Annotated in this window: 18 protein-coding genes; 7 read left to right on the forward strand and 11 right to left on the reverse strand. The window is 69.3% G+C overall.

Annotated elements, in window-relative coordinates; all coding sequences use genetic code 11:
* On the forward strand, positions 1-306 hold a 306-nt coding region (locus AB0B61_RS07715; protein ID WP_358429371.1), incomplete at its 5' end, for a TCP-1/cpn60 chaperonin family protein.
* Between the two features lie 102 nt (positions 307-408).
* Here the strand turns inward: AB0B61_RS07715 and AB0B61_RS07720 are convergent.
* The 3 genes from AB0B61_RS07720 to AB0B61_RS07730 all read right to left on the reverse strand — a co-directional run bounded on the left by AB0B61_RS07720 (position 409) and on the right by AB0B61_RS07730 (position 3469).
* Entirely contained in the window at positions 409-822 is a 414-nt protein-coding gene (locus AB0B61_RS07720; protein WP_358429373.1) for a GNAT family N-acetyltransferase, read from the reverse strand.
* Between the two features lie 20 nt (positions 823-842).
* Entirely contained in the window at positions 843-1373 is a 531-nt protein-coding gene (locus AB0B61_RS07725) for a YbhB/YbcL family Raf kinase inhibitor-like protein (protein ID WP_358429375.1), read from the reverse strand.
* A gap of 95 nt (positions 1374-1468) precedes the next feature.
* Entirely contained in the window at positions 1469-3469 is a 2001-nt protein-coding gene (locus AB0B61_RS07730) for an AAA family ATPase (RefSeq protein WP_358429377.1), read from the reverse strand.
* 154 nt (positions 3470-3623) lie between these two features.
* Between AB0B61_RS07730 and AB0B61_RS07735 the strand changes: the two genes are divergently transcribed.
* Positions 3624-3917, forward strand: a complete 294-nt coding sequence (locus tag AB0B61_RS07735; protein WP_358429379.1) for a hypothetical protein — start codon at positions 3624-3626, stop codon at positions 3915-3917.
* 210 nt (positions 3918-4127) lie between these two features.
* Here AB0B61_RS07735 and AB0B61_RS07740 read toward each other — a convergent pair whose 3' ends face one another.
* Positions 4128-5780 (reverse strand): DNA repair helicase XPB, encoded by a 1653-nt coding sequence (locus AB0B61_RS07740; protein ID WP_358429381.1) that lies wholly within the window; start codon positions 5778-5780, stop codon positions 4128-4130.
* Positions 5781-5842: 62 nt separating this feature from the next.
* Positions 5843-6211 (reverse strand): hypothetical protein, encoded by a 369-nt coding sequence (locus AB0B61_RS07745; protein ID WP_358429383.1) that lies wholly within the window; start codon positions 6209-6211, stop codon positions 5843-5845.
* A 126-nt stretch (positions 6212-6337) separates the two neighbouring features.
* Between AB0B61_RS07745 and AB0B61_RS07750 the strand changes: the two genes are divergently transcribed.
* Both AB0B61_RS07750 and AB0B61_RS07755 read left to right on the forward strand, forming a co-directional pair.
* Positions 6338-6838, forward strand: coding sequence for a SigE family RNA polymerase sigma factor (locus AB0B61_RS07750; RefSeq protein ID WP_358429385.1), 501 nt, complete (start codon positions 6338-6340; stop codon positions 6836-6838).
* Position 6839: 1 nt separating this feature from the next.
* On the forward strand, positions 6840-7778 hold the full coding sequence (locus AB0B61_RS07755) for a hypothetical protein (RefSeq protein WP_358429387.1): 939 nt from the start codon (positions 6840-6842) through the stop codon (positions 7776-7778).
* Here AB0B61_RS07755 and AB0B61_RS07760 read toward each other — a convergent pair.
* Positions 7775-9253, reverse strand: a complete 1479-nt coding sequence (locus AB0B61_RS07760) for an AMP-binding protein (protein ID WP_358429389.1) — start codon at positions 9251-9253, stop codon at positions 7775-7777. The two genes, AB0B61_RS07755 and AB0B61_RS07760, sit on opposite strands and share 4 nt — an antisense overlap.
* Before the next feature lie 31 nt (positions 9254-9284).
* Complete coding sequence (locus AB0B61_RS07765) at positions 9285-11702, reverse strand: helicase-associated domain-containing protein (RefSeq protein ID WP_358429391.1); 2418 nt, start codon at positions 11700-11702, stop codon at positions 9285-9287.
* A gap of 44 nt (positions 11703-11746) precedes the next feature.
* On the opposite strand from AB0B61_RS07765, the gene AB0B61_RS07770 reads away from it, so the two are divergent.
* Positions 11747-12661, forward strand: a complete 915-nt coding sequence (locus AB0B61_RS07770) for a hypothetical protein (protein ID WP_358429393.1) — start codon at positions 11747-11749, stop codon at positions 12659-12661.
* On the opposite strand, the gene AB0B61_RS07775 is transcribed toward AB0B61_RS07770, so the two are convergent.
* From AB0B61_RS07775 to AB0B61_RS07790, 4 genes are all read right to left on the reverse strand, one after another.
* Entirely contained in the window at positions 12654-13271 is a 618-nt protein-coding gene (locus AB0B61_RS07775; RefSeq protein WP_358429395.1) for a helix-turn-helix domain-containing protein, read from the reverse strand. The genes AB0B61_RS07770 and AB0B61_RS07775 overlap by 8 nt on opposite strands.
* A gap of 87 nt (positions 13272-13358) precedes the next feature.
* Positions 13359-14660, reverse strand: coding sequence for an RNA-guided endonuclease IscB (gene iscB / locus AB0B61_RS07780; protein ID WP_358429397.1), 1302 nt, complete (start codon positions 14658-14660; stop codon positions 13359-13361).
* 332 nt (positions 14661-14992) lie between these two features.
* Positions 14993-15307 carry a hypothetical protein gene (locus AB0B61_RS07785; protein ID WP_358429399.1) on the reverse strand — a complete coding sequence of 105 codons (315 nt, stop codon included), beginning with the start codon at positions 15305-15307 and terminating at the stop codon, positions 14993-14995.
* A 613-nt stretch (positions 15308-15920) separates the two neighbouring features.
* Complete coding sequence (locus AB0B61_RS07790; protein ID WP_358429401.1) at positions 15921-16388, reverse strand: ATP-binding protein; 468 nt, start codon at positions 16386-16388, stop codon at positions 15921-15923.
* Between the two features lie 553 nt (positions 16389-16941).
* Here AB0B61_RS07790 and AB0B61_RS07795 point away from each other — a divergent pair.
* A complete protein-coding gene (locus AB0B61_RS07795; RefSeq protein ID WP_358429403.1) occupies positions 16942-17769 on the forward strand; it encodes a helix-turn-helix transcriptional regulator in 828 nt (275 codons plus the stop codon).
* On the forward strand, positions 17769-17999 hold the full coding sequence (locus AB0B61_RS07800) for a DUF397 domain-containing protein (protein WP_358429405.1): 231 nt from the start codon (positions 17769-17771) through the stop codon (positions 17997-17999). Before AB0B61_RS07795 ends, AB0B61_RS07800 begins: the two co-directional genes overlap by 1 nt.
* Positions 18000-18096: the final 97 nt, after the last annotated feature.

Consider the following 18096-nt stretch of genomic DNA (forward strand, 5'->3'; position numbering starts at 1 on the left):
GTCAAGAAGGCGCTCGAGGAGCCGCTGAAGCAGATCGCCGTCAACGCCGGCCTCGAGGGCGGCGTCGTGGTGGAGAAGGTCCGCAACCTGACCCCGGGTGAGGGCCTCAACGCCGCCACGGGCGAGTACGTCAACATGTTCGAGGCGGGCATCATCGACCCGGCCAAGGTGACGCGCTCGGCACTGCAGAACGCCGCTTCCATCGCGGCGCTCTTCCTCACCACCGAGGCGGTCATCGCCGAGAAGCCCGAGAAGACCCCTGCCGCCCCCGCTGGCATGCCCGGCGGCGGAGACATGGACTTCTAGGTCTCCTCACCAGAGACTTCCAGGTCTCTTCTCACCAGACCGGCTCGGACGCACGTTGTCCGGGCCGGTCTGTTGTTTTGTGGTGAAGAGCCGTACATATGATCATTTGAGGGGCTTGACCCAGCGCGACCACATGGGCTGGGGCGCGTAGCCGGCGGCGGCCCACACCCCATGGGCGGAGAGGTTGTCGTCCAGCACCATGGCGTCGGCGCGGAAGGCGCCGAAGGCGGCGAAGCGGGACTCGGCCGCGGCCAGGAGCGTGGTGGCGATGCCCTTACGGCGGTGGGACGGGTGGACGGCGAGGCGATAGAGGTGCGCGCGCCAACCGTCCCAGCCCGCGATGAGCGTGCCCACGAGTTCCCCGTCGAGCTCGGCGAGGAGCAGGGCCTCCGGGTCGCGCTCGATCAGCGCCACGACCTTGTCGGGCGAGTCGCGCCGGTCGGTGCCCTCGGCGGCCAGGAGCCAGAAGTCGAGCACGGCGGGCACGTCGCCGAGTCCGCCGTGCCGTATCTTCACCCCCGGAACGGCTTCCATCATCAGACGCCGAAGTGGGCGACGATGTGGCCGCGCGCGAGCGTGTTGGCGGTGATGTTGAAGCCGACCACCGCCGGGCTGGCGTCACTGTCGACGCCCAGCTCGGCCACGCCCAGCGCGTGCACCGTGAAGACGTAGCGGTGCGGGTCGCCGGGCGGGGGAGCGGCGCCGCCGTAGTCCTTGCTGTTGTAGTCGTTGCGCGCGTGCGTGGCCCCCGCGGGCAGGCCCTTGAACTCGGGGGCGGTGCCGGCGCCCGTGGGCAGCTCGGTGACGGAGGCCGGGAGGCCGAAGAGCACCCAGTGCCAGAACCCGCTGCCCGTGGGCGCGTCGGGGTCGTAGCAGGTCACGGCGTAGCTCCGCGTCTCGGCCGGGGCGCCGGACCACTGGAGGTGGGGTGACAGGTTCTGGCCGGTCATGCCCCAGTCGTTGAAGACGTGGAGGTCCCCCAGCCTCTCCCCGTCGGCGATGTCGTTGCTCTGGACCGTGAGTGCGGGGACCGACGGCAGGTGTTCGTGTGGCAGCGGTGCGGGCACGGCGTCCTCCTTGGTAGAGATCCTCCACTACCCCGCCATCCTAGGAGTGCGCCGGTCTCGGGAGGTGACGTGCCCGCTCGCGGGTCATACAGCGGTCATACGGCCAGCTGGGCCGGCAGTGCCTTTCCGTGCAGGACGGTGAGCGAGGTGACCGCACGGGTGAGCACCACGTACAGCCTGGCCAGGCCGCGGGGCTCGGCGGCCACGATGTCGGCCGGCTCGACGACGATCACGTGGTCGTACTCCAGGCCCTTGGCCAGCGTCGCCGGGACGATCAGCAGCCGGTGCTCTTCGGTCGTGTCGGGGTCGAGCACGGCGTGGGCCAGCCCGTCGAGCTGCCGCGACACCTCCGCCACCAGCGCGTCGGGCACGATCACGCCGATCGAGCCCTCCCGGGCCATGGCCTCGCGCGCGGCGTCGGCGACCGCGCCGCCGGGGCGTACGCTCAGCGAGCCCACGCCGGGACGCAGCGACCGCGGCGGGGCCAGCGCCGGGGCGATCGACGGCAGCAGGCGGGCGGCGTAGTCGAGCACCTCGCGCGGCACGCGGAAGCCCAGCGTCAGCTCGGTGACCTCGCCCTCGTCCTGGCCCAGGTGCTTGAGCACGGTCTCCCACGAGCTGGTGGACCACGGGGTGGTGCCCTGGGCGAGGTCGCCGAGGACGGTGGCCGAGCCGTTGCGGCAGCGCCGGCCGAGCGCGCGCAGCTGCATCTCCGACAGGTCCTGCGCCTCGTCGACGACCAGGTGGCCGAGCGAGGGCGTGCGTTCGATCAGGTCGCCGAGTTCGTCGAGCAGCGCGGCGTCGGCCGCCGACCACTTCGCGGACTTCCAGCCTCGGTACGGTTTCTGCCATAGCAACATTTGCTGCTCGTCAGGCGACAAATCGGTTTTGGCGGCCTTTGCCAGGAAATCGGGGTCCGAGAGGAGCTTGAAAAGGACCTGTTGCGGCACCAGTTTGGGCCAGACCGCGTCGACGAGCTGCTTGACCGGCTTGGACCTGGCCACGGCGTCCTGCACCCGGTCGTCGGGCGACTCCCCGCGCTGCTCCATGCGTACCAGGACCATGTGCGCGAGCCGCTGCGCCAGTGCCGCCCGGCCGGGCCCGTAGCGGGTGGTGCCGCGCAGCGAGGCGACGATCTCGCGTACCTCGTAGTCGGCCACCCGGAAGCGGTAGGCGCCCTTGCTGTAGACGACACCCTCCTCCGGCTTCACGATGTGCAGCCACAGTGCCCGCTCCAGTACGGCGGCCATGCGGGCGTCGCCCTTGAGCGCCGAGACCATCGGATCCTCCGGCGTGGCGTGCTCGCCGAGCAGGCCCGCCACCGTGGTCTGGTCGACCTTGACCTCGCCGAGCGCGGGGAGCACGGAGGAGATGTAGGACAGGAAGGCGCGGTTGGGGCCGACGATCATGACGCCCGACCTGGCCAGCCGCTCGCGGTGGGTGAACAGCAGGTACGCGGCCCGGTGCAGGCCGACGGCGGTCTTCCCGGTGCCCGGCGCGCCCTGTACGCAGACGGTCTGGGTGAGCGTGGCGCGGACGATCTCGTCCTGGTCCGGCTGGATCGTGGCGACGATGTCCCGCATCGGGCCGGTGCGCGGGCGCTCGATCTCGTCGGTCAGGATCTTCGACGGCCCGATGTCGCCGCCCTCGCCGAGCGGCTCGTCCTCGAACGCGGTCAGCGCGCCGCCGTGATAGCCGAACCGGCGCCGCCGCGCGATGCTCATCGGATCGGCGGGGCTGGCCTGGTAGAAGGCCCGGGACACCGGCGCGCGCCAGTCGATCACCAGCGGGCGGCTGTTGCCGTCGTGCACGTGGCGGCGGCCGACGTAGATCGTGGGGGGCAGGTCGTCGTCCGCCGAGCGGTCGAGGCGGCCGAAGAACAGCGGGGTGTCGGGGTGGTCGGCCAGCGCCGCCACCCGCTTGTCGAGCAGCGACTGCAGGATCTGCTGGGACACCCAGTCGCCGGCCGCGTCGGCCGACAGCGACTGGGCGTGCAGCCGCATGGCCTGGAGCGCGGCTCTCGACTCGGCCAGATGGGACTGCTCGGCCGCGAGTACGTCGGCGGGTATGTCGGGGGCCAGCTGGTGTGCGGGCATGCGAAAGTGCCTCCCTGGTCGAAGTAACGGAGGTGGTATAGGCAGCGAATCGACCAGCTTAGTGGTGTGTCCGGCAGGCTTCCAAAGCATTTAGCCGGGGTAGAGAGGGACCGTGGCACGCGTACGGTTTGGTTTCTCCCCGATCATCCCGACAGTGGCGAGTTTCCTGCTGGCGGCGTTGTGGGCATTGTCGGTGTTCGCGGGGTGGGGGCTGGAGGCGTTCTGCACGGGGGGCGAGTCCGCGGTGGGCTGCTCGCAGCGGCTCGACTCGGTCTCGGCGATGTCGGCGCTGTTCGCCGTGGCCGCCGCCTGCTGTACGGCCGGTGCCTGGCTGGTCCCTGCCGCCAGGAGCGATCCACGCGTGTTCAGCCGCTTCATGGGCGTGGGTGTGGCCGCCTGGATCGCCGCCGAAGGGGTGCTCTTCCTGGGCGGCCTGCTGGCCAGATAACGACAACCTGCCAATAACCGAGAATTCGGGCATATCAGGTGCATTTGCCGGATCATGGGGGTATGTCGCTGGCTGATTGAGGCGCGCAGTGGCGTAGCACGCTGGTGAGGGGGGTGGTTCGATTGTCGACAGCCCGCGGAGTCTCGTGGACGTAACGACGTCGATGCCTGGCCGCTCGGAGGGTGAGCGGCCGGGCCTCGCCTCCTGGTGTCACACCTCGCCGTGCACGTCGTCGGCGTCGATGATCTGATACGCGTAACCCTGCTCGGCCAGGAACCGCTGGCGGTGCGCCGCGAACTCCTGGTCGACCGTGTCCCTGCTGACCACCGTGTAGAAGCGGGCGCCCCCGCCGTCGGCCTTGGGCCGCAGCACCCGGCCGAGCCGCTGCGCCTCCTCCTGACGCGACCCGAACGTGCCGGACACCTGGATGGCCACGGCCGCCTCGGGCAGGTCGATGGAGAAGTTCGCCACCTTGGACACGACCAGGACCTGGATCTCTTTGTCGCGGAAGGCCTGGTAGAGCCGCTCGCGCTCCTTGACCCTGGTCTCGCCCTTGATCACCGGCGCGTTGAGGTGCTCGCCCAGCTCGTCCAGCTGGTCGATGTACTGGCCGATGACCAGCACCTGCTCGCCCAGGTGCCGGCGGACCAGCGCCTCGGTCACGTGGGTCTTGGACGGCGTGGTGGCGCAGAAGCGGTAGCGCTCCTCGGACTCGGCCATCGCGTACGCCAGCCGCTCCTCGTCCGTCAGCGTGACCCGGACCTCCACGCAGTCGGCGGGGGCGATCCAGCCCTGGTTCTCCATCTCCTTCCAGGGCGCGTCGTAGCGCTTGGGGCCGATGAGCGAGAACACGTCGCCCTCGCGGCCGTCCTCGCGCACCAGCGTCGCGGTCAGCCCGACACGCCTGCGGGCCTGCAGGTCGGCGGTCATCCGGAAGATCGGCGCGGGCAGCAGGTGCACCTCGTCGTAGACGACCAGGCCCCAGTCGCGCGCGTCGAACAGCTCCAGGTGGCTGTAGACGCCCTTCCGCCGGGTGGTCATCACCTGGTAGGTGGCGATGGTGACCGGGCGGATCTCCTTCTTGCTGCCGGAGTATTCGCCGATCTCGTCCTCGGTCAGCGTGGTGCGCTTGAGCAGCTCCTGCTTCCACTGGTGCGCGCTCACCGTGTTGGTGACCAGGATCAGCGTGGTGGCCTGGGCGTGCGCCATCGCGGCCGCGCCGACGATGGTCTTGCCCGCCCCACAGGGCAGCACGACCACGCCGGAGCCGCCGTGCCAGAAGGCGTCGGCCGCGTCCTGCTGGTAGGGCCGCAGGCTCCAGCCGTCCTGCAGCAGTTCGATCTTGTGGTGCTCGCCGTCGACATAGCCCGCGAGGTCCTCGGCGGGCCAGCCCAGCTTGAGCAGCGCCTGCTTGACGTTGCCGCGGTCGCTGGGGTGCACGGCCACGGAGTCGCCGCTGAGCCGTTCGCCCAGCATGGGCTGGATCTTCTTGGACCGCAGCACCTCTTCGAGCACGGCCCGGTCGGTGGAGGTCAGGATCAGCCCGTTGGCCGGGTCCTTCTCCAGTTTGAGCCGGCCGTATCGGGCCATGGTCTCGGCGATGTCCACGAGCAGCGCGTGGGGCACCGGATAGCGGCTGAAACTGATCAGCGCGTCGATGACCTGCTCGGCGTCGTGCCCGGCCGCGCGCGCGTTCCACAGCGCCAGCGGGGTGACGCGGTAGGTGTGCACGTGTTCGGGGGCGCGCTCGAGCTCGGCGAACGGCGCGATGGCCTTGCGGCACTCGCCTGCCTTCTCATGATCGACCTCGAGGAGCAGCGTCTTGTCCGACTGGACGATGAGCGGGCCGTCGTTCACGGACATCCCTTCTACGGTTGACGCCTATCCAACACATCCGACGGCAAGAACAGTCCCCGAACAGGTAATCAGTCGTCGAGGTAGCCGTTGAGGCCGAGGAAGAGGAAGATGCCGAGGTTCAGCGCGAGGCCCACCCCGAGCAGTGTCCAGCACCAGACGAGCAGGCCCTTGGCGCTGGCCGGCTGGGTGCTCGACCAGCCGAGCGCCATGCCCGCGAGGATGGCGCCGGGGATCGCGAAGATGTTGCAACAGCCGACGATCGAGAGCAGATTGAGCACCAGCGCGACGATGGCGGTGGCCCTCGTCCCCTCGGACGGCCGAGGCGGCGGGGGATAGCCGTAGCCATAGCCATAACCGTGCTGTGGCGGCGGCTGCTGGCCGTAGGGTGCGCCGTAGGGCTGGTACGGATATTCGCCCGATGGACCTTCTTGGCTCATGCCACCTCCTGACTGGTCAACATTTATCACGGAATGGCCACGCGCCCTGCCGGGTCTGCTGTCTCGCCATAGATCTGGACCCTCTCACACGTCTTTAGAGATCGAGACCCAGAGCAGGGAGGCGAGTTGCACCCGGACGACCTAGGAGTCTTCACGGCGTTCGTCACGACGCGATCGGACAGCCTCATGCGCCTGGCGTACGTGCTCACCGGCGACCAGCACGCCGCGGAGGATCTGCTCCAGAGCGCGCTGGCCAGAACCGCGGACCGATGGCGGAGCATCAGGGGCGATCCGGAGGCGTACGTCCGCCAGGTCATGTACCACGAGCAGGTCGGGCGATGGCGCAGCCCGCGCTGGGGGCGCGAGCGCGTGGTCGAGACGCTGCCCGAGCGGATCGCGGGCGACGGCACCGAGCGGGTCGACGACCGGCTCACGCTCGAACAGGCCCTGCGCCGGCTGCCCGCGAAGAAGCGGGCCGTGCTGGTCCTGCGCTACTTCGAGGATCTGCCGGAGTCGGACGTCGCCAGGATCATGGGGTGCTCGATCGGCACCGTACGCAGCCAGACCCACCAGGCCGTCAAGCGGCTGCGCGAGCTGGTGGGCGAGACCGTCAATCTGGAGGCCTGAGATGACAGTCGACGAACGCGCGGTCACTGAGGCCCTGACCAGGCTGGCCGACCGGGCACGGCCCGTGGATCCCGAGCTGCTTCTGTCGCGTGCCCTACGGAGGCGGGCACGGCTGAAGCGGCCGAGATGGGGGCTGGCCCTGGCGGCGGCGGCCTGTGTGGTGGCCATCGGGGTGGTGGCGCTACGGGCGCATGAGCAGCTGGCGGTCTCCCCCGCGAGCTCGCCGACGGCGAGTACGGAACCCACCGCGAGCACGAAATCCACGGCGCGGGCGACGAGGTCCGCGACGGCCCCGCCCGCCACCGTGTACGTCCGGGACATCCCCGGCCTGCCGCGGAACACGATCGCGCAGTTCGCGACCGTGGAGGACTGCATGCCCAAGGGCAGCCCGGTGCACAGCATGGACGGCGAGCGGCTGCTGCCCCAGTACGGGACCATCAAGGACTACCGCTGGCTCGTGGAGGCCAAGGACAAACTGGGCGTGACGCGGCTGGTCGGCAGTCGCAAGGGGTTCGTGCTGTGCACGCCGGCCATCCGGCTGGTCAGCTACCCGACGGACCCGATCTTCTCCTACTGGGGCGGGGACCCGCCCGGCAAGCTGGCCCTGCGCGGCGCGCTCAGCGTCGACGTCTACAGCGTCGAGATGCAGTCGGAGATCAACCCGGGCCGGGACGGCGACCCGTCCTTCCTGGTGGTGGCCGGCCGGGTCGCTCCCCAGGCGACTGGGGTGGAGGTCGAGTGGGCGGACGGGCGGAAGATGACGGCCAACGTGCGGAACGGCTTCTACATCGGCCGATCGCGGGTGTACGCCGACAAGAAGGGTTCCATCCGCCCGGTCCCGCTGAGCAAGGTGACCGCCTATGACTCCGGCGGCCAGGCGCTGGGCGAGCTCAAGAACGTCAAGTGGAGGTCCGAGGGAACCACAGACGCGGACGACTAGCCGAGCCTCGACCGCAGCGCCTTGCGGTCGAGCTTGAGCACGCTCGTGACCGGGATCGAGTCGACGAACCGCACTTCCCGGGGATACTTCACCCGGCCGACCCGGTCACGAGCCCAGGCCATCAGCTCCTCGGCGGTGGCCGTGCCACCCGGCTTGAGCTGGACGAAGGCCACGACCTCCTCGCCGACCCGCGGCTCCGGGCGGCCCACGACGCCGGACATCACCACGTCGGGGTGCTCGTTGAGCGCGTCCTCGACGTCGCGCGGGAAGACGTTGAACCCGCCGCGGATGATGAGGTCCTTCTTCCGGTCGACGATGTACAGGTAGCCGTCGTCGTCCACGCAACCGATGTCGCCGGTACGCAGCTCACCTTCGACCAGCGCGGTGCCCGTGGAGTCCGTGGGGAGCTCGCCCCAGTAGCCGAGCATCAGCGAGTCGCCGCTGACGCAGATCTCCCCGACGTCCCCCGGCTCGGCCCGCTCGCCGGAGGAGTCGCGGATCGTGATCGTGTAGCCGGGCAGCGGCAGGCCGACGCTGCCGATCCGGCGCCGGCCCGGCGGGTTGAACGTGGTCACGGCGCTGGTCTCGGTCATCCCGTAGCCCTCGAGGACCTGCACGCCGGGCATCCGGCGCTCGAACTCCGCCAGCGTCTCCCGGCCGAGCGGCGCCGCGCCGCAGGTGAGGAAGGCCAGGTCGGGCAGGGGATGAGACTCCAGCGGCTCGGCCAGGAGCATCTGCAGCATGGCGGGCACGACCGCTCCATACTGGGCGCGCTGCGCGGCGGCCAGCTCGAGGAAGGCCTTCGGGTCGAACCAGCGCATCAGCACCGCCTGCTGCGGCTCTGTGGCGTGCATTCCGGCGACCGTGATGATCAGCCCGTACGAGTGGGAGAGGGGCACCGGCACTATCGCGCGATTTTTCCCCTCTTGGTGGGACATTTCGTAGGCATCCTTGGCCACCTGCCAGAGCCCGCGATGGCTCAGCATGACTCCCTTGGCCATGCCGGTCGTGCCTCCGGTGTACATGAGCGCCGCCAGATCGGTGGCGTCCCGCTCGACGGGCCCCCGCTCGGCCGCCCGCTCCAGCTCCCCCGTGTCAACAAATATCGGTATCTGGGGATCGGTGGCCTGGACCGTCTCCAGCAGTTCGGGCGAGGTGACGAGCGCGGTGGCGCCGCTGTCGTCCAGAATGTGCCGCAGCTCCGCCGGTCCCACCAGGAACACCACGGGCGTCACCACCGCGCCGGCCGCCCAGATCGCCTCGTAGATCAGGCCGACCTCGGGTGAGTTCGCCATCATCACCACGACCCGGTCGCCGGGGCGTACCCCCGCCTCGACCAGCCCGCCGCAGACCTTGCGGGCCCGCTCGGCCAGCGCGTGGCTGCGGTGCCAGACCCCCTCGTAGTAGACCGCGTCGAAGTCGTCGAACCTGCCCCAAGACTCCTCGGCCAACCGGCCCAACGTCAGCTCGCTCACCGTCCCAACCTCGCCTGATCAACATCTGACGTCAAGACAAATCGGCCACCCCGGTGATGCGGTGGAGCGCGAAGCGGTGCACGGCGGCCCTGGTCTCGTCGTACGCCGTGAGGTAGCCGCCCTCCATCCGGGCCGGCTCCAGGATGCGCGAGGTGGCGTTGCCCTGGGAGTCGAGGTAGCCGATCCACACGCGTACGCCCTGCCTGATGGCCTCCTGCAGCGCGGAGATCGTGGCGGTCGCCGGGCCGCGCGGGATCTGCCCGCTGGGGGCGTCGGCGGGCTCGCGCCGGGTCAGGTGGGCCGCGTCGCCCGCCCGCAGCGCGCGTACGGCGGCTGCCGTGACCTCGGCGTCGAGCCCGTTGGGCGAGGGTACGGACCGGGCCGGCGGCAGGCCCTCGGTGCGCTTCCTGTCGAGCTCGGAGATGATCACGTCGCCGTCGAGCGACTCGGCCACCGGGGCGTACCCCATCGCGCGCAGGGCGTCGACCAGCGCGGCCCGCGAGGAGCGGGAGGCGATGACCGTGGGAGCCAGCCTGCGCAGGCGCAGCGCGGCCGAGCGCCGGTCGGCGGTGATCTGGTCGAGCAGGGCCGGGTCGTCGCAGCGGATGTAGGCACTGGCGGTGCCGACTCTGATGCGCCCGTGCCGGCGGGCCACGTCGGCGATCAGGTAGGACAGCGCCTGCGGGACCGGCGTCGCCGAGTGGCGCTCCAGCATGGCCAGTAGCTCCTCGGCCCCTTGGCCCGCGTCGAGCGCGCGGCGGACCGAGCCCTCGCCGAACCGGTAGACGGTCGCGCCCCCCTTGGACTCGACGTCGGCGGCCAGTGTCATCCAGCGGTTCAGCTCGCTGGTGAGCGGTCCTGGCGCGACGGCGGTCAGGTCGGCCTGGAGCAGCACATGATCGACCGGCTCGGGCAGCAGCGGGGCCAGCACCGAGGCGGTGTCCTCGCCGGACAGCAGCGCCCGGCCGTGTCCCGACAGCACGCCGAGCCCGGTGACGCCGACCTGCTCGGCCTCCCGCAGCGCGAACTCCGTCAGCTGCTCGCGCAGCGGCCCGCGGCGGCGCGGCTGCTCCCACGCCAGCCGGTCGAACACGGAGGCGCGCGTCGGCGCCAGGCCGGGCGCCGAGGCGAGCACGCCCAGCGCCGCCGACCGCACACCCGGCGCGGAGGAGCGGCGTAGCTCGGTGTGCAGCGCGTTGAGCGGCCGGTCCCGGTCGTCGCGCTCGCCGACCAGGCCGGGGACGCGGTCGGTGTGCAGCCAGGTGATCGCCAGCGCGGCCCACCGGTCGGCGGTCGGCCGGACCCGCCACAGGTCGTAGCCGGTGGTCGGCAGCCACTCGCCGTCGACGTTGCCGCCGGCCGCGATCAGCCCGGCCGCGTGCGCGATCTCCACGGTCAGCGCGGCGGCCCACTCGGGCACGTCCAGCTCGGTCGCGGTGCGCTTCAGATCCCGTACGCCCAGCCCGCCGGTACGCAGCACGCCCGGTGGTTCGGCGCTCCACCGCTCGCACAGGTCCTCGACCGTCCGCACGAACGTGAACGCCTGCCCCGCCGCCGTCCGGTCGGCCAGCTTCTGGTCCCGCGCGGCGCCTTCCAGCGCGGGAGGAACGGCGTACAGATCCCGGTGTACGAGGCCGTTACGCAGATAGAGGCCGACCTCCCGAGGCAGGGCCACGCTCTCCTCACCCGTCGCCGCCAGCAGCCCGCGGGCGAGCAGCTGATCGATGGGCGAGCGGGCGGAGGCGACCCGCACCTCACGTCTGGCGTTGGGCACCCGGCCCGTCGGCGGCCCCCAGGTGAGCTGGTCGAGCGCCGCCCTTGCCTCGGGGGAGACCTCCTCGATCAGCTTCCCGGGCCGGGCCAGGGCGGCGGCCAGGCGCTCCTTGCCCGAGCCCGTGGTGCCCGGCGCGATGTCGTCGGCCATCTCCGCCAGCTGCTCGGGCGCGTGGTGCCGGAACGCCTCCACCGCCGGGGGGCCGAGCCCCGCCGGGTCGTCGAGCACCTTCCGCACGCCGGGGGCCAGGGCGAGGGCGCTGTCAGGGCCGTAGACGAGGGCCAGGTCGCGCAGGTGGTCGATGGCCGCCGACAGCGCGGGCTCCGGCTTGCCCGCCGCGAGCGCCCCGCCGACGAGCGCGCGCAGAGCCGCCTTCGTGACGGACTTCGGCCGTACGTCCGGCTTGTCTGCCTGCGCTCTGGCGGCGGCGCGCGTTTCGACGGCGGTCGGCGTTTCGAGGACGGCCGACGTCTCGACGACGGCCAGCGTTTCGAGCACGGCGAGCGTGAAGCGGTCGAGCCGGTCGAGCGCGCGGCCGATCGCCGAAGGGCTGGCCGCGCGTACGGCGAGGCCCTCCAGATGTGCGGGCACCGGAGTGATCAGCTCGGGGCGCGCGGAGACGAGCGCCCGCAGCTGTTCGTCGGTGCGCCCCCTGATCCACTCCGTGAACTCCATCGTTGCCATGGTATGTCCACGCTGATTGGGGCAGCATGGCTCAGGTGATTGAGCGAGCGGACCAGCTCATACTCAACTACGTCAGCGCGGCCGCCGACGCGGCTCATGGCGTGCTCAGATCCGACCAGCGGCTCGACTTCGCCAAGCGGTTGCGGGCCAGGATCGAGGTCGAACGGCAGGGCAGCCAGAACCCACGCCAGGTGGTCAAGGTGCTCGCCCGGTTCGGCGACCCGGTGGCGCTGGTCGAACGCGAGGCCCGCAGGCTGGCCGAGGCGGGGCCGGGCGGCGCGCCCGGTGCCCCGGCCGGAACCCGGCCGGGAACGGCGCCCACGGCCGGGCCCGGGGCCGCACGGGGAACCGTGACGCCGGGTGCCGTGGCCAAGGCGGAACGGGTCGCGGGGGCTGGTGGGGCGACGCCGTTCTTCCCCAAGATCGTCGATGACGTGATGCCCCCTGCGGGAACCCAGGTGGGCCGGCGTCTCGCGGCGGACCATCTGGCCCCGCGGCCCGTACGCGGGCTGCCGTTCGCGCGGCTGCGGCGGGCGGCCATGTCCGGGGCGAACCCGATGGCCACCCGTGGACGGGACGCCACCACCATCGTCAAGGAATACCCGCGTGAGACGGCGGCGATGGTGGTCCTGGTGCTGGCCGCGCTGCTGGTGCCGTTCGGCCTGCCGGCCGTCGCGATCTTCCGGGTGCCGGTGCTGGTGTGGGGGCTGGGGGCGCTGCTGGTGGCGTTCTCGGAGGGCTGGGTGCTGCGCGATCGGCTGATCGGGATCGGTGCGCCCCTGGCCGGCTACACGCTCGGCGGCGCGCTCGTCGGTGGCCTGCGAGTGGGCGCGGAGCCGGGGGTGCAGGCGTTCGTGGTGCAGTTCTTCGACGTCAGCGGCGTGATGTTCATGATCGGCACGGCTCTGGGCGTGGGCTGGCTGGCTTACCGGCTGGTGGAGGTCAACTGACCGGGGCGGGGCTGGGGAGGAGGCCCACGGCCAGGCGTACCCAGGCGGTGACGAACTGGTCCTTCTCCGCGTGTCCCGGCACCTCGCCGACCGTCTCCTGGAACAGCCGGTAGTGCACCACGGAGCCGCCGAGCACCGCCGCGATGCCGTTCCAGTCGACCTTGGCGTCCTCGTATTCGGGCTGGGCGCGGAACCAGGTCGTGATGGCGTCGAACATGGGCTGCAGCAGCCCTTCGCGCACCACCGCCACCAGTTCGGGGAACTGGCTCAGGTCCCGGAAGAACACCCGGGTCAGCTCCGACTCCTCACGCACCTTGGCCAGCCCGGCGCGGCACAGGTGCGACAGCCGCATCTCCAGGTCGGCCGAGGTCTCCATGTCGCCCAGCTGGGCCAGGCTCTCGGCCACCTGCGTGCGGGTACGGGCGGCATGCTCGTTGATCGCCGCGGCGAGCACCTCGTACTTCGACTTGAAGTGCCGGTAGAGCCCTCCGGCGCCTGGGGAGAGCCCTGAGGCGGCCTCGATCTCGGCCACCGAGGTGGCGGAGTAGCCCCGCTCCGCGAAGAGCCGCAGGGCCTCGTCGATGATCCGCTCACGCGTCGATCTGGTCATCAGAACCACCCGTGGATACCCCGGCGTTCACGCCGGAGAGGAAACGGGAACGAGAAGGCCCTCGAGGGCCTGAGCGTGCGTTGACGTTCACCGTTCAATGGTGCTCTCCTGACTCGTGGTGTAGCCGTAGCCGTCGGCTCTTTGGAGCAGGCGGATGTGTTTGTGGGTGATGCCTTGGCGGGTGCCGGTCGCGGTGGTGATGTTGAAGGAACCTGTGGTGCGGACGGCGACACGTCCGGTGTGGACTCCGGTGTTCTTGCCTGTGGCGAGGGTGGCGCGAACGAGGTCGCCGGTGGCGAACCCGTGGACGTGCTTGATGCGGGGAAGTCGCAGGCGGGGGAACCCGTACCGATCAGTGCGGGTTCGGCTGTAGCGGCCGCGTCCGGTGGCTTTGATGACTAGGACGCGGCCCGGCCACCTGGTCACCTGCCCGAGTTCGCCGACGTGCAGGGCGTCCAGGGTGTGGGACTTCGGCGCGTTCGTGCGGGAGCGGTTCCACTGGGTACGCCCGCCCGAACCGGTGGCCACGGGCAGAGTTGTCGCGGTCAGCGCCCGCCACAGTGCCCAGCGGGTGGCGTTGACCGCCGCGGCGTCTCGGAGCGGGGCCTTGGTCTGTTTGAGGATGCGCGCCAGCAGTGTGGGCTTGTTTTTCAGGAACTGTTCGACGGGTGTGGTGTTCTTGGCGTGGTTGCAGGGCCGGCACGCCAAGGTCAGGTTGGCGATTCGGTCGGAGCCGCCGCGCGCTTTGGGGTGGATGTGCTCGACCTGCAACGGCGTACCCGCCGCGCCGCAGTACGCGCAGGTGCGGCCCCATTTCTCCAGGAGGTATTGGCGGGCCTCGTATCCGGCCAGTGTCCCTTGCTGGTAGTCGATGCCTTCCAGCGGTTTGCCCGCTGAGATGGCGTGGGTGTCGAAGGCGACGCGTTCGACGTGGATGGCGCGCACGGGTGCCCACCGCCGCAGCCGGGCCACCCACGACATGGTGGTGTCCACGCGGTGCCGCAGGGACGGCGCGAGCCAGCCCTTGGGCCTGGTGCGGTTGCGGAATCGAGGAGCGCGGTAGCGCAGCTTGCGCGACCTCCTGCCGCGCCGGTAGTTGGAGCGGGCGGTGAGTTTGTCACCGATCGCCGCGCCCCGGTGATCGAGTTGAATGCTGTATTTCCCGGCGCGGCTTGCGTCGCGTGCGGTGAAGATGGCGATGCCGGTGTGCCTGGAACCGGGGTCAAGGCCGACCTCAACACCGGCAACCGTGGAGTCGGCCACCGTGCGGTCGGTCAGGCGGATGACGAACGGGGTGTGCCGGACCACCACCGCCCGGCCCGCCTTGAGGAATTGCCGGGCCCGGCCGGGCCGGCAGGGCTGCAACGGTTTTCCGTCGCGATCGAGCACGAAGACGTGTGGGTCTGTAAGGACCCTTCCGCCCTTCCCGGACTGCTCCGGGCCGGGGTGACGCCCGCCGCCCGGTGCGGTGCGGCGGATCTCCCCTCGCCCAGCTTCCACGCCGGGTGCGCGGCCTGCCGCGCGTCCGTGAGCCGTTTCGTGCCCACCCTCGGGCGTGTCTGCTCCCACGGATTCCAGAGCAGCGAACTGAGGAAGCATTCGCTGGTGGGTCTGCGGTCCTGCGTGAAAGGTAGCCATCTGGATCACACCTCCAACGGTGATGACTAGGGCTGGTCAACGCGGGGCTTCAAAGCACCTGACGGCACCTCAAGCCCCCTCCTTCAGGAGGGGGTCGTTGACGCCCGATCCTCCAGCCAGGTGTGCGATTTCGCGGTGAGGTAACGCAGTCCGTCGTCGCCGATCTCGATCCAGTCGCCCCTGGCCCACCCGCCGGTCGTCTGCGGGGCGAACCCGTGCCGCTGGAACAGCACCGACGCCTCCTTCTGCGTCAGCCCCCGCCGCCCCCACTCCTCGATGACCCGGGCCGTCCGCTCGTCCTCCCCGGCCTCCTCCTCCGCCTCACCGAGGGCGGCGGCGAGCTCCTCGAACCCGCGGGCGATCAGCCGGAGCGCGGCCTGCGTACGTGCGACATCCATCCCACATCGCCTACCAATCGATTGCGATTGCTAGCCGATCCTACCCGCCAGCTCTGCCGAGCACTCCCCGCAAAGGCCCTCCGCTTCGCTCCGGACGTCCTCCCAGGCGGGCTGACGCCCGCCCCCTGAAGGGCCTCGCTGCGCTCGGACCGCCTTCCCAAGAACGCTTCGCCGGGTCGGCTGATTGGACTGACCTTGGCGGCAACATGATCGAGACCGGGACCGACCCCGGCCGGGTCGGCAAGGCGAACACGCGCCGGATCTCATTGGCGGAGATCCTGGAGATCTATAGTTGATATTTCATCTGACATGACCGAAAAGCAGGTCCCTCCACATGTCATTTGCCGCGTGGACGGACCAGCGATCACTCTCGTAAATGACGGTTTGCCCGTTCCGGAGAGTTGTCCGCCGAATGAACCGCAACCCGCCCAACGCGATCAGTTCGTAAACGACGCCATTGCACTCGCAGGTCCACTGCACAACTCGGCCGCCCGGCTCGCCCCGGCTTGGAGGGCGCCACCACAGTTGGTCGTAGTGCGACCGCACGGCTGACACGTGGGGCGCCGAGCAATGAGGGGGAAACCGCCAGTGACCGAGCACCCAGCTCACCTCTTCACCTCACACCCTCTGATGCGACCCCGGCCGCCACGCCTTCCCCGGCGCATCCAGGTATCGACTGACCCGTGAACGTCTCCGCCCAGACCGCGCGCAGCCCCGCACCCAGCAAGCGCACGCCCCACTTGAGCGAGATCTGCTCGACCAGCCACAGGCCGCGCCCGTGACAGCCGTCATCGCCGGACTCGCGCGATCGGGGAACCGTGTCCGCCCCGTCATCGGTCACCTCAACGCGAACGATCTCGGCATCAACGGCAATGACCTCCACCGTGATCACCCCGCCATACAGCCCAGAAGCGGTATGGATCAGCGCATTGGTGGCCAACTCGCTGACGATCAATCGCGCATTCTCCACGTCCCGGTGCCCAGCTGACGCAAGCATCCCCTCGACGCAGTGGCGAGCCACCGCCACCGAATGCGCCACTCCTGGCAACACGACTTCGCCCAGAAACCGCTCGTTCACCATGCCTCCTTGCAGGCCCGTGTAACCGCGTCCTCGTCGTAGGCGGCCACCCACTGACCACGACCCCATGTGAAGACCCAGCCGTGGCCTCTCGGCGAGGCCCGCCCCTGCAAGGCTCTCCGCGCCCGAAGAATAGAAATGAACGGCTTGTCGCTTCGGGGCCGCTGCACTGTCGGCGCTACCCCGAGCTGAGACAGGCTCCATGCCAATCGCATTAAGCGCACGAATAGCTCCTCATTATTATAGAAATATGGTATGTCTGAAGCTTCTTCGCATATCGGGCAAGAGGCTCTTCTTGGAGTCTCATCCGACTGCCTGTTTCTGCTGCCTCAATCAGAAATGAGCGAGAAGCGGTCTGTGCTCACCTGAAGAGGTATCTTAAACAAGCTACAGCCATGATGCATCCAGCCGTATGCAAGTGGCAATATCCAAGATGGATACAACGATTTGCTTGTTCATCGCGGGTGCGCAACCCTCATAGGACTCGCGACCTTGAGGCCGGCATCTCTACAGCTTGAGGTGGAAAATGGCAGGTGAGAGTGGAAGTAGTCCCACTGTGAAGCGGCGCCGATTGGCGGCCGAACTGAGGCGGCTACGCAAGGAATCCGGCTTCACTACCGAGCAGGTTGCTCAACGACTCGAAGTCGCACAATCATCGGTAAGTCGCATCGAAAGTGGTCGCCGAGGCATCAAAGCGTCCGATCTCCGGCTACTTCTGGAGATCTATGGTGTTGACGGTGAAAAGGTAGAGGAACTGCTCGCTCTCGCACGCCAGTCCCGCCAGCGGGGATGGTGGCACACCTACGGAGACGTTGTTCCAGAGTGGTTTCAAGTCTTGATCGGCTTGGAAGCCGAGGCGGAAGAGCGGCGATCCTACGACGTGGAGCTAATTCCCGGGCTACTTCAGACGGCCGACTACTTTCGCGCATACCTCGCGACCCTGCCAACCAGTTTCGGCAGTGACGATATTGACCGAAAAATCGCCTTCCGGATGGCCCGGCAAGAGCGGATGCTGCAAGACGATGCCCGCAAGCTCTCCTTCGTCCTCAACGAGGCAAGTCTGCGGCGGGTCGTTGCTGCCAACATGGGTCCGCAGGCCCAGTTCGCGCGTCTGACTGAGCTATCGCAGCTTCCCCACGTGACCTTGCAGGTTCTCCCGTTCAGCGCCGCCATGCATGCAGGAATGGGTGGCGGATTCGTCCTCCTGAGCTTCACGTCCCCTGATCCTGATGTGGTCTACCTCGAGAACGAAATCAGTGGTCTCTACCTTGAAGAACGGGCCGATGTAGACAGGTATAACCTGGTCTATGACCATTTGAGGGCAAAGGCTCTCAATCCGGGACAGAGCCGGAGCTTCATCGCGAAGCTAGGTAAGGAAGCCTAATGAGCGACACCCCCGGCACCAGCAGTGACGACGCAGCCCTCGTCTGGCGCAAGTCGAGGTTTAGCAACGCCAGCGGCGATTGCGTAGAAGTCGCCACTTTACCCAGAGGCGGAGCTGCTGTGCGTGACAGCAAGGACCCTCACGGACTACAGCTCCGGTTCAGCGCGTCCGAGTGGGTCGCGTTCATCGATGGGGCCAAGGCAGGTGAATTCGACTTGCCGTCTGCCTGAACAAAGGCGAAGAACGCCTGGTTGCCTGTGTGGCGATCGGGCGCTCTTCATCTGCGTGTAGAGGACTCCGCAGAGATTTGATCATGCCTCCGGCGGG

This window comes from Nonomuraea sp. NPDC049158, from assembly GCF_040648335.1.
Lineage (GTDB): Bacteria > Actinomycetota > Actinomycetes > Streptosporangiales > Streptosporangiaceae > Nonomuraea.

Coding starts and splice junctions, on each gene's coding strand:
- AB0B61_RS07730 (WP_358429377.1), bottom strand. CDS start 3,469: ATGCCCGCACACCAGCTGGCCCCCGACATACCCGCCGACGTACTCGCG.
- AB0B61_RS07740 (WP_358429381.1), bottom strand. CDS start 5,780: ATGTCCGTGAACGACGGCCCGCTCATCGTCCAGTCGGACAAGACGCTG.
- AB0B61_RS07745 (WP_358429383.1), bottom strand. CDS start 6,211: ATGAGCCAAGAAGGTCCATCGGGCGAATATCCGTACCAGCCCTACGGC.
- AB0B61_RS07755 (WP_358429387.1), top strand. CDS start 6,840: ATGACAGTCGACGAACGCGCGGTCACTGAGGCCCTGACCAGGCTGGCC.
- AB0B61_RS07765 (WP_358429391.1), bottom strand. CDS start 11,702: ATGGAGTTCACGGAGTGGATCAGGGGGCGCACCGACGAACAGCTGCGG.
- AB0B61_RS07775 (WP_358429395.1), bottom strand. CDS start 13,271: ATGACCAGATCGACGCGTGAGCGGATCATCGACGAGGCCCTGCGGCTC.
- AB0B61_RS07785 (WP_358429399.1), bottom strand. CDS start 15,307: ATGGATGTCGCACGTACGCAGGCCGCGCTCCGGCTGATCGCCCGCGGG.
- AB0B61_RS07790 (WP_358429401.1), bottom strand. CDS start 16,388: ATGGTGAACGAGCGGTTTCTGGGCGAAGTCGTGTTGCCAGGAGTGGCG.
- AB0B61_RS07800 (WP_358429405.1), top strand. CDS start 17,769: ATGAGCGACACCCCCGGCACCAGCAGTGACGACGCAGCCCTCGTCTGG.